This is a genomic window from Pseudomonas sp. PS01303 (genome assembly GCF_029959385.1).
Classification (GTDB): Bacteria; Pseudomonadota; Gammaproteobacteria; order Pseudomonadales; family Pseudomonadaceae; genus Aquipseudomonas; species Aquipseudomonas rustica.
In genome coordinates this window covers 1-10,659 of the sequence record NZ_JASCPK010000175.1, presented here as the reverse complement: position 1 = coordinate 10,659, position 10,659 = coordinate 1, and the positions used below count along the sequence as shown (strand labels likewise).

7 protein-coding genes are annotated in these 10,659 nt (G+C 59.5%); 3 read left to right on the top strand and 4 right to left on the bottom strand.

Annotated features, from left to right (window positions below):
- Positions 1-129: 129 nt before the first annotated feature.
- On the bottom strand, positions 130-2,052 hold the full coding sequence (locus QMX93_RS27440) for an ATP-binding cassette domain-containing protein (RefSeq protein ID WP_053122098.1): 1,923 nt from the start codon (positions 2,050-2,052) through the stop codon (positions 130-132).
- Positions 2,053-2,266: 214 nt separating this feature from the next.
- Between QMX93_RS27440 and QMX93_RS27435 the strand changes: the two genes are divergently transcribed.
- Positions 2,267-4,195, top strand: a complete 1,929-nt coding sequence (locus QMX93_RS27435; protein ID WP_053122100.1) for a transglycosylase SLT domain-containing protein — start codon at positions 2,267-2,269, stop codon at positions 4,193-4,195.
- Between the two features lie 108 nt (positions 4,196-4,303).
- Here the strand turns inward: QMX93_RS27435 and QMX93_RS27430 are convergent, their stop codons facing one another.
- Positions 4,304-5,332, bottom strand: coding sequence for a Fic family protein (locus QMX93_RS27430; RefSeq protein ID WP_282358647.1), 1,029 nt, complete (start codon positions 5,330-5,332; stop codon positions 4,304-4,306).
- A gap of 57 nt (positions 5,333-5,389) precedes the next feature.
- Entirely contained in the window at positions 5,390-7,174 is a 1,785-nt protein-coding gene (locus QMX93_RS27425) for an ABC transporter transmembrane domain-containing protein (protein ID WP_282358646.1), read from the bottom strand.
- Between the two features lie 258 nt (positions 7,175-7,432).
- Between QMX93_RS27425 and QMX93_RS27420 the strand changes: the two genes are divergently transcribed.
- Positions 7,433-7,612 carry a PA1571 family protein gene (locus QMX93_RS27420; RefSeq protein ID WP_053122106.1) on the top strand — a complete coding sequence of 60 codons (180 nt, stop codon included), beginning with the start codon at positions 7,433-7,435 and terminating at the stop codon, positions 7,610-7,612.
- A 185-nt stretch (positions 7,613-7,797) separates the two neighbouring features.
- On the opposite strand, the gene pdxB is transcribed toward QMX93_RS27420, so the two are convergent.
- Positions 7,798-8,940, bottom strand: a complete 1,143-nt coding sequence (gene pdxB / locus QMX93_RS27415) for a 4-phosphoerythronate dehydrogenase PdxB (protein ID WP_282358644.1) — start codon at positions 8,938-8,940, stop codon at positions 7,798-7,800.
- A gap of 207 nt (positions 8,941-9,147) precedes the next feature.
- On the opposite strand from pdxB, the gene QMX93_RS27410 reads away from it, so the two are divergent.
- Positions 9,148-10,557 (top strand): MATE family efflux transporter, encoded by a 1,410-nt coding sequence (locus QMX93_RS27410; RefSeq protein ID WP_212551172.1) that lies wholly within the window; start codon positions 9,148-9,150, stop codon positions 10,555-10,557.
- The last annotated feature ends 102 nt before the right edge of the window (positions 10,558-10,659 follow it).

Below are 10,659 nucleotides of genomic sequence, written 5' to 3'. Positions count from 1 at the left end.
CTGCCGAAGGCTGCGATCTTTTGATCTTGTCCTTTTAAAAACAAAGTCAAAAGATCGCAGCCTTCGGCAGCTCCTACAAAAAGCCCGGCCTCACGCAAATGAGGCCGGGCTTTTTTGTTACGGGATCAATCAGGCATCCAGCTCGGCCCAACGCTCCATCAACGCATCCAGCTCAGCGTGCAACTGCTCCAGAGAAGCAATCACCTTGGCCGTCTCAGCCGCAGGACGCTGATAGAAACCGGCATCCGCCATTTCAGCTTCCACCGCAGCGATCTGCTGCTCTTTGGCGTCGATATCGCCCGGCAACGCTTCCAGCTCGCGCTGCAGCTTGTAGCTCAGCTTCTTCTTGGCCGCCGGGGCGGTAGCGGCAGGTTCAGCCACCGCAGCCGGCTCAGCGGTTACCACTGCCGAATTCAGGTCAGCCTTGCCGGATTTGCTTTCAGTCACGCCCAGCAGACGCGGCGAGCCGCCCTGACGGATCCAGTCCTGATAGCCACCGACGTATTCACGCACCTTGCCTTCACCTTCGAAGACCAGGGTGCTGGTGACCACGTTGTCGAGGAATGCCCGGTCGTGGCTGACCATCAGCACGGTGCCGTTGAACGTCAGCAGCACTTCTTCAAGCAGCTCCAGCGTTTCCACGTCGAGGTCGTTGGTCGGTTCGTCGAGCACCAGCAGGTTGGCCGGTTTGCTGAACAGCTTCGCCAGCAACAGACGCGCACGCTCACCACCCGACAGCGCCTTGACCGGCGTGCGGGCACGCTGCGGGCTGAACAGGAAGTCGCCGAGATAACTCAGCACGTGGCGGCTCTGGCCGTCGATATCGATGAAGTCGCGACCTTCGGCAACGTTGTCGATAACGGTTTTTTCCAGATCCAGTTGATGACGCAACTGATCGAAGTAGGCCACGTCGATCCGCGTGCCCTCTTCCACTTTGCCGCTGGTCGGTTGCAGACCGCTGAGCATCAGTTTCAGCAGCGTGGTCTTGCCAGTACCGTTGGCGCCGAGCAGACCGATACGGTCGCCGCGCGTCAGCACCATCGAGAAGTCCTTGATCAGGAACGGGCCGCCCGGGTGAGCGAAACTCACGTTCTCGAGCACCATCACCTGCTTGCCGGACTTGTCGGCAGTGTCCAACTGAATGTTGGCCTTGCCGGTGCGCTCACGACGCTCACTGCGCTCAACGCGCAAAGCTTTCAGGGCGCGGACGCGGCCTTCGTTACGGGTGCGGCGCGCCTTGATGCCCTGGCGGATCCAGACTTCTTCCTGGGCCAGTTTCTTGTCGAACAGCGCGTTGGCGGTTTCTTCAGCGGCCAGAGCGGCTTCTTTGTGCACGAGGAAACTGGCGTAGTCGCCGTTCCAGTCGATCAGGCCGCCGCGATCCAGTTCGAGAATGCGCGTGGCAAGGTTTTGCAGGAAGGAACGGTCGTGCGTGATGAACAGCACGGCGCCCTGGAAATCTTTCAGCGCTTCTTCGAGCCAGGCAATCGCACCGATGTCCAGGTGGTTAGTCGGTTCGTCGAGCAGCAGCAGATCCGGCTCGGACACCAGCGCCTGCGCCAGCAGCACGCGACGACGCCAGCCGCCGGACAACTGGGCGAGGGTCTTGTCGGCCGGCAGTTGCAGGCGGCTCAGGGTGCTGTCGACCAACGTCTGCAAGCGCCAGCCATCACGGGCTTCGAGGTCTTGCTGAACGTGCATCAGCTTGTTCAGGTCTTCTTCAGTGACGCAGTTCTGCGCCAAATGATGGTACTCGGCGAGCAACGCGCCCACGCCATCCAGGCCTTCAGCGACCACGTCGAACACCGTCCGATCGTCGGCCACTGGCAATTCTTGCGGCAATTCGCCGATTTTCAGACCGGGGGCACGCCACACGGAGCCGTCATCAGGCTTTTGATCGCCCTTGACCAGCTTCATCATGCTGGACTTGCCTGTGCCGTTGCGGCCGATGATGCACACCCGCTCACCACGGGCGATCTGCCAGGACACCTTGTCCAACAACGGCATAGCGCCGAACGCAAGGGACACATCGCTGAATTTGAGCAGGGTCATGAGCTTCTCCAAAAACCGGGCGCGCATTCTACCTGACTTAGGGCTCCAGCAGGCCGGCAATTTGTCTGTCGAAGCACTCTGCACAACAATTGTTGCGAACTTGTGCTGCGAGGCCCGCAAAGCTTTCGCCGCTCGCTGGCAAAAGGCTAAGCTACAGACAATTCAGTGCTGACCGAGGTCGGCACTTGTCATGATTTCTCTGCCCGGATGTCTCATGCGCAGTCGCCTTTTCAGTGTTTTGTCCTGCTTGCTACTTACCGCCGCTGCCGTTCAATCCGCCCAGGCGGTGGATCTGTCCACCCAACGCCAGTATTACGATGAAGCCAAGCGCGCCTTGGCCAAAGGCGACACCGGCCCGTATTTCCGTTACAGCCAGGCCCTGGCCGATTATCCGCTGGAACCGTATCTGGCTTACGACGAACTGACCGCGCGCCTGAAAAGCGCAAGCAACGAGGAAATCGAGAAATTCCTCGCCGAGCACGGTGACCTGCCCCAGGCCAACTGGATGAAGCTGCGCTGGTTGCGCTGGCTTGCCGACCGTGGCGACTGGGCGACCTTCGTCAAGTACTACGATCCGAAGCTCAACTTCACCGAACTGGACTGCCTGAATGCGCAGTACCAGATCACCCACGACAAAAAATCCGAAGGTTATGCCAATGCCGACAAGCTCTGGCTGACCGGCAAATCGCAGCCCGCCGCGTGTGACGCGCTGTTCGGCATCTGGGCCGCAGACGGTCAGTTGACCGAACAGAAACGCTGGGAGCGCACCAAACTCGCCGCTCAGGCGCGCAACTATCCGCTCGCCAACAGCCTCGTTAATGGCCTGACCACCCTCGCCCCGCGCGGTCGATTGCTGGTCGATGTCGCGCAGAAACCCGAGTTGCTCAACCAACCGTCGCGCTTTACTCCGGCGGATGAGCCAATGTCCGACGTGGTCAGCCTCGGCCTGCGCCGCCTCGCCCGTCAGGATCCGGACAAGGCCATGGCGCTGCTCGACGGTTACGCCAGCAGCATGCATTTCTCCCGTGATGAAAAAGTCGCGATCGCCCGGGAAATCGGCCTGACCCTGGCCCGGCGTTTCGACAGCCGCGCGCTGGACGTGATGACCAAATACGACCCGGAACTGCGTGACAACACCGTGTCCGAATGGCGTTTGCGTCTGCTGTTGCGTCTGGCGCGTTGGGACGATGCTTACCAACTGACCAAGCGTCTGCCGCAGGATCTCGCCACCACCAACCGCTGGCGTTACTGGCAGGCGCGCAGTCTGGAACTGGCGCAACCGCAGAACCCGGAAGCACAGACCCTGTACAAAAATCTGGCGCGTGAACGTGACTTCTACGGTTTCCTCGCCGCCGACCGCTCGCAATCGCCGTATTCGTTGAACAACAAGCCACTGGTGCTGAGCCAGGCGTTGATCAACAAGGTGCGCAACACGCCTGGCGTACGCCGTGCGCTGGAATTCCATGCGCGCGGGCAGATCGTCGACGGTCGTCGCGAGTGGTACCACGTCAGCCGTCATTTCAATCGTGACGAAATGGTCGCGCAGGCAAAACTGGCTTATGACCTGAAATGGTATTTCCCGGCGATTCGCACCATCAGTCAGGCGCAGTATTGGGACGACCTGGACATCCGCTTCCCGATGGCCCACCGCGAAACTCTCGTGCGTGAAGCCAAGGTTCGTGGCCTGCACTCTAGCTGGGTGTTCGCGATCACTCGCCAGGAAAGCGCCTTCATGGACGACGCCCGCTCCGGCGTCGGTGCCAGCGGCCTGATGCAACTGATGCCCGCCACCGCCAAGGAAACCGCGCGCAAGTTCAGCATTCCGCTGGCCTCGCCGCAGCAAGTGCTCGATCCGGACAAAAACATCCAGCTTGGCGCCGCCTACCTGAGCCAGGTGCACAGCCAGTTCAACGGCAACCGCGTCCTCGCCTCCGCCGCCTACAACGCCGGCCCCGGTCGCGTGCGCCAGTGGTTGCGCGGCGCCGATCACCTGAGCTTCGACGTCTGGGTGGAAAGCATCCCGTTCGACGAGACCCGCCAGTACGTGCAAAACGTACTGTCGTACTCGGTGATCTACGGGCAGAAACTCAACTCGCCACAGCCGCTAGTGGATTGGCATGAGCGCTACTTCGACGACCAATGACCTGTAGGCGCTGCCGAAGGCTGCGATCTTTAGATCTTGCTCCAAATAAAATGCCCGCATTTTCATGCGGGCATTTTTAGATCAAAAGATCGCAGCCTGCGGCAGCTCCTACATGAATGTGGAGGCTGTCGTTTTGCCCCGTTCAGTCAGGCGATACTTTTGTACTGGGCTCCTGGGCGAATCGGGGTCGGTCATTTCAATCAATTTAATAGCCAGAGCGGGCTTCAGATAGTTCGCACGAAAGGTTGCCTTGTGAGCCAGTCCGAGGCTACCCATGAGCTCGTTTACGCTCAGTTGATCAGCCCCATCAAACACGCCGAGCAACATCGCTACTTGGTCGGTTACTTGGTCGGTTACTTGGTCGGTTGAAGGCTCATTGCTGATTGCTTCTTGCAGCGCAAGACTTAACGCTTGAAGCATGTACTCGACGAAGGGTGTCGATTCGGCCATCCGATCAGCCGCTGACAACGCCGCATAATAGGCATCTTGCTGATCTCTGATTACCGCCTCGACTGGCAAATAAGCCAGCACCGGTCGCCACTGACTGAGAATCAAGGTTTGCCAAAGCCGCCCCATCCGCCCGTTACCATCGGCAAAGGGGTGAATGAATTCGAATTCATAGTGAAAGACACAACTGGTAATCAACGGATGCGAGTCAGAGCCCTGCAGCCAAGCCAGCAAATCATCCATCAAAGACGATATCCGGCTCGGCGGCGGTGCCATATGAACCAGTTGATCACCGCGATAAATGCCTACACCCGCTCGGCGAAAGTGCCCGCATTCATCAATAAGTCCATGCATCAATAGCTCATGCGCGCGAAGCAAGTCAGCCCTGTTACCAGGCTGCCACTGCGGCATGGCCTCATAAGCCGTAAAAGCGTTACGTACTTCCTGGATTTCCTTGGGTAATCCAAGCACCCGACGACCGTCGAGGACGGCTGTTACCTGATCAACACTCAACGTGTTGTTTTCAATCGCCAACGAAGCCTGAATCGTACGGATCCGATTGCCACGCCGCAGTTGAGGCGTTTGAAGGCCATTGTCCAAAGCCGAAAGCTGACCGATTTGCTCGCTGATGTCAGCGATCAAAGCAATCATTCGAGTGGTCAGGGTCAATGGCGGTTGGTAACGACTCATGTCCTCATCCAGGCATTCCATACAGGTCGCCATAATGCCCGATACGGGCGTAGTTCATCAGTGTTGTTTAGACGTTTCCTGACCATCACTAAACTGCAACGCCGCCAGCCGTGCATACAGCGGATTACTGGCAATCAATTCCTGATGTGTCCCCACCGCAACCAATTTGCCCTGATCCATCACGGCGATCCGGTCGGCGTTTTTCACTGTGGCCAAACGGTGCGCAATCACCAGCGTCGTGCGGTTGTGCATCAGGCTCGGCAAGGCTTGCTGGATCAAGTGTTCGCTTTGCGCGTCGAGGGCGCTGGTGGCCTCGTCGAGCAGCAGGATTGGCGCGTCCACCAGCAGCGCCCGGGCGATGGCCAGACGTTGGCGTTGGCCGCCGGAGAGGCCGAGGCCGCCGTCGCCCAAGTGGGTTTGGTAGCCGTCTGGCATTTGTTCGATGAAGTCGTGGGCGTGGGCGATTCGCGCGGCTTCCTTGACCTGCTCCAGTGTGGCCGTCGGGCAGCCATAACGAATGTTTTCCTCGACGCTGCCAAAGAACAGCGCGGGCGTTTGCGAGACGAGGGCGAAGCAGCGGCGCAAATCCAAAGGATCGAGGCGGGTCAAGGGCACGCCATCGAGGAGAATTTGTCCTTCGCGCGGGTCGTAAAATCGCAGCAACAAATCGTACACCGTGGATTTCCCGGCGCCGGACGGCCCTACCAGCGCCAGGGTTTCGCCCGCGCGGACGGTCAGATTCAAGCCATCGACGGCGTAGCTTTCTGGACGCGACGGGTAGGAAAAACGCACATCCCGCAGCTCCAGCTCGCCGCGCACGCGCTCAGGCAACGTCACCAACCCGGAGGTGGGCGGCTGGATGATATTTTCCGAGCGCAGCAGTTCGGCGATGCGTTCGGCAGCGCCAGCAGCGCGTTGCAGCTCGCCGATCACTTCGCTCAGTGTGCCGAAAGCACTGCCGACGATCAGGCTGTAAAACACAAATGCCGCCAGTTCACCCGCCGAAATTCTCCCGGCGATCACGTCCATGCCGCCGACCCATAACATCACCGCGACCGCGCCCAGCACTAGCACGATCACCAGGGTAATCAGCCACGCACGCTGGAAGATGCGTTTACGCGCGGTTTCAAAAGCCTGCTCGACCGTCGAGGCAAAGCGATGCTCGTCCTGCACCTGATGGTTGTAGGCCTGCACGGTTTTAATCTGGCCAAGGGTTTCGGAGACGTAACTGCCAATGTCGGCAATGCGATCCTGACTCTGGCGCGACAGATTGCGCACACGGCGGCCGAAAATCAGGATCGGCGCGACTACAAGCGGCAGCGCGATCACCACAATGCTGGTGAGTTTGGGGTTAGTGATGAACAGCAGCACAACTCCGCCAATGACCATCAGCAGATTGCGCAGAAACAGCGACAGCGACGAACCGATCACCGACTGCAGCAATGTCGTGTCTGCGGTAAGGCGCGACTGGATTTCCGAGCTGCGGTTGTCTTCGTAAAACCCCGGATGCAGGTACACCAAGTGGTTGAACACCTGTCGACGAATGTCCGCGACAACCCGCTCACCAATCCACGACACCCAATAAAATCGGGCAAAGGTGCCGATCGCCAGTCCGACCACCAACAGCATGAACAGGCCAATCGACTGGTTGAGCAAATGCGGCGACTGGGTCATGAAACCCTGATCGACCAGCAGCTTGATGCCCTGCCCCATCGACAAGGTAATGCCGGCGGTGACGATCAATGCGAGCAGCGCGCCAAAGGCCTGCCAACGATAGGGCAGGAGAAAATGGCTGGTCAGACGCAGGGCGCGTCGGTGTCGGGAGGAAAGCATCGAGATCATTCGGGTTCACATCTGCGCAGATGAATAGGGCCAGCCTAGTCATTGAAATGGGGTGGAACTCTGTAAATCACAATGAGTCAGGTTAAATATGCCCGTGACGACTAGCCCCTAGAGGCTATTGGTCTAAAGTTCGGGTTGAGACGAGCGGTCATTTCTGTTTGAGTGGAGATGCCGCCGCCGACAGACCGCAGGGCGTTGTAACAGCCCGGTCACGTGGCAGTTTTAACCTTGGCGAATAACCTGATGAGGAGACAGGCCATGTCCTTGCAACACAGCAGCGATGACAAGATTGAAGTGATCCGCACCAAGCCCGGCCAACCTCTGGGTTGCTCGATTATTGATAAGGATGGGCGTGAAGTTCCGATCACTGAAGACATGATCCAGCAAGCGTGCAGCGAACTGGAGAAGCGATTGGTCAAGCCTGCCGAACAAGAGTGATATAGCCACCGTCTTCCTGACCCGGCCCCATATTGGCCGGGTTTTTTCTGTCTGCAAGCAGGGGATTTGTGGTGTGGCCTTCGCGAGCAAGCTTTGCTCCTACGGATTCTCTGGTGGATTCAATGCCTGAGTACACCCGAGAACTCGTAGGAGCAAAGCTTGCTCGCGATGAAGCAAACTCAGTTCTAAACAGAAACAGCCCCCAGCGCCGCCACAATCTGCCGCAACACTGGCGACGCCCCTTCAATCCGCACTTTCAGCCCTTCAATCTCGCGCCGCACCGGATACTGTTTGCGCAACACATCAAACGCCGCACGCTGCTCAGCGACGTTGCCTACAAGGCTGCGGCGGAAATCCGCATCATCGCGGCGCGGGTCGTACACGCCACGGCACAACATCGCCAACGCCCACGCCGGATCGCTGTCAGCGTGCAGGTAAACTTCTGACAACCACGGTGCCGGCAGCAAGTCGCTGAGCTGAATGCTCGCAGGCTGGCCGATGAACTCGCAGTACGCCTGATAGATCTGCGCCGTGCCGCGTTGCTTGCCATCAAGGCTGTAACCGGCAATGTGCGGCGTTGCCAGCACGCAGAGTTCGGCCAGTTCGACATCGACTTCTGGTTCTGCTTCCCAGACATCCAGCACTGCTTGCAGGTCTTCGCGCTCCAGCAGCACTTCGCGCAGGGCCGCGTTATCCACGACCGGGCCGCGCGCGGCGTTGATCAGCCAGGCACCGGGTTTGAGTTGCTGCAAACGCTGCTGATCGAACAGATGCCAGGTCGCGCCGTCACCGCTGCGGGTCAACGGGGTGTGCAGGCTGATCACGTCGCACTGCTCGATGATCTGTTCGAGGCTGACGTAATCGCCGCCCTCTGCTGCCTGACGCGGCGGATCGCAGACTTTGACGTTCCAGCCCAAGCCCTTGAGGACATCGATCAGGCGACCGCCAACCTCGCCAGCGCCGATCACACCGTAAGTGCGTTTAGTCAGATCGACACCCTCGATTTCGGCGAGGGTCATCAAGCTGCCGAGCACATAGTCGACCACGCCCCGGGCATTGCAGCCGGGTGCGCTGGACCAGGTGATACCGGCCTCGTTGAAATACTCCAGATCCAGATGATCGGTGCCGATGGTGCAAGTGCCGACAAAACGCACTTTGCTGCCTTCAAGCAGCGCACGGTTGACGTTGGTCACCGAACGCACCAGCAACACATCGGCCTGCTCGACCGTCGCACGGTCAATGGAACGGCCCGGCACCCGGCGGATTTCGCCGAAACCGGCAAAAAAGGCATCGAGCAGCGGGATATTTTCGTCGGCAACAATCAGCATGGCGGGCTCCTTGGGCGGATCGGCAGTTTAACTGTAGGAGCTGCCGCAGGCTGCGATCTTTTGATGGTGATCTTAAAAACCTAAAGATCGCAGACTGCGGCAGCTCCTACCCGATTACAAATCCGCAACAGAGGATTTTTCCTGACTGTAACGTCAGCGGCGTAGAATGCGGCGCCTTGCGCATCAACCTTTGTGGACGCTTTGCCTGTGAATTCTGTAACTGACCAACCTGTCGCCGTCTCCCTGACCCGCCCCGCGCGGATCCGTCTGGAGTTCAAGAACCTGCTCGCCCTCGCGCTGCCGATCATCATCGCGCAGCTGGCGACCACGGCCATGGGCTTCGTCGATGCGGTGATGGCCGGGCGCGTCGGGCCCAAGGATCTGGCGGCAGTGGCACTGGGCAACTCGATCTGGGTGCCGGTATTTCTGTTAATGACCGGCACCCTGCTCGCCACCACGCCGAAAGTCGCCCAGCGCTACGGCGCCGGCAAGCACAGCGAGATCGGCCCGATCGTGCGTCAGGCGTTATGGCTGGCGTTGGTGGTTGGCCTGATCGCGACTGCGATGCTGGTGGCCGCCGAACCAGTGCTGCACCTGATGAAGGTCGACCCGGAGCTGATCGGCCCGTGCATGCAATACCTGCACGGCATCGCCAGTGGTTTGCCGGCCGTGGCGTTTTATCACGTGTTGCGTTGCACCAGTGACGGCATCGGCCGAACCCGCCCTGCGATGGTGCTGGGCCTGTGCGGTCTGGCGCTGAATATTCCGCTGAACTACATCTTCATCTATGGCCACTTCGGCGTGCCAGCGATGGGCGGCGTCGGCTGCGGTTGGGCCACGGCGATCGTGATGTGGGTGATGGCGCTGGGTCTGGCCGGTTATGAGCGCTGGGCGCCGGCCTATCGTTCGAGCGAACTGTTCAGCCGTTTCGACTGGCCGCAGTGGGCGGTGATCAAGCGTTTACTGGCGATTGGTTTGCCGATTGGCATTGCGGTGTTTGCCGAATCGAGCATCTTTGCGGTGATCGCTCTGTTGATCGGCAGCCTCGGCGCCACGGTGGTGGCCGGGCATCAGATTGCGCTGAACGTCAGCTCGCTGGTGTTCATGATTCCGTATTCGCTGGGCATGGCCGTGACTGTGCGGGTCGGTCAGGCATTGGGCCGTGAAGAGCCGCGTGAAGCGCGTTTTGCTGCGGGCGTCGGCATGGGCACGGCGCTGGCCTACGCTTGCCTGTCGGCGAGCATGATGCTGTTACTGCGCGAGCCAATTGCGGCGATTTATACCGCCGACCCGACGGTGATTCACATCGCGGCGATGCTGATTGTGTACTCGGCGCTGTTCCAGTTTTCCGATGCGATTCAGGTTACTGCCGCCGGTGCGCTGCGCGGTTATCAGGACACTCGGGTGACGATGATTCTGACGCTGTTTGCGTATTGGGGCATTGGTTTGCCGGTGGGTTACGCCCTCGGCCTGACCGACTGGCTCGGTGAGCCACGTGGCCCGAGCGGGTTGTGGCAGGGTTTGATCGTCGGCCTGAGCTGCGCGGCGTTGATGTTGTCGATCCGCCTGACGCGCAGTGCGCGCAAGCGTATTCGGATCAGTCGTTCGGCAGGTTAAGCCCTGACTCGAGACAAAAAATGTGGGAGCGAGCCTGCTCGCGAATGCGTTGTATCAGTCGCCATCCATAGTGACTGATATACCGCTTTCGCGAGCAGGCTC

Bases quoted from the DNA above. Each gene is read 5' to 3' on its own strand.
- QMX93_RS27440 (WP_053122098.1), bottom strand. From the start codon at position 2,052: ATGACCCTGCTCAAATTCAGCGATGTGTCCCTTGCGTTCGGCGCTATG.
- QMX93_RS27435 (WP_053122100.1), top strand. From the start codon at position 2,267: ATGCGCAGTCGCCTTTTCAGTGTTTTGTCCTGCTTGCTACTTACCGCC.
- QMX93_RS27430 (WP_282358647.1), bottom strand. From the start codon at position 5,332: ATGAGTCGTTACCAACCGCCATTGACCCTGACCACTCGAATGATTGCT.
- QMX93_RS27425 (WP_282358646.1), bottom strand. From the start codon at position 7,174: ATGATCTCGATGCTTTCCTCCCGACACCGACGCGCCCTGCGTCTGACC.
- QMX93_RS27420 (WP_053122106.1), top strand. From the start codon at position 7,433: ATGTCCTTGCAACACAGCAGCGATGACAAGATTGAAGTGATCCGCACC.
- pdxB (WP_282358644.1), bottom strand. From the start codon at position 8,940: ATGCTGATTGTTGCCGACGAAAATATCCCGCTGCTCGATGCCTTTTTT.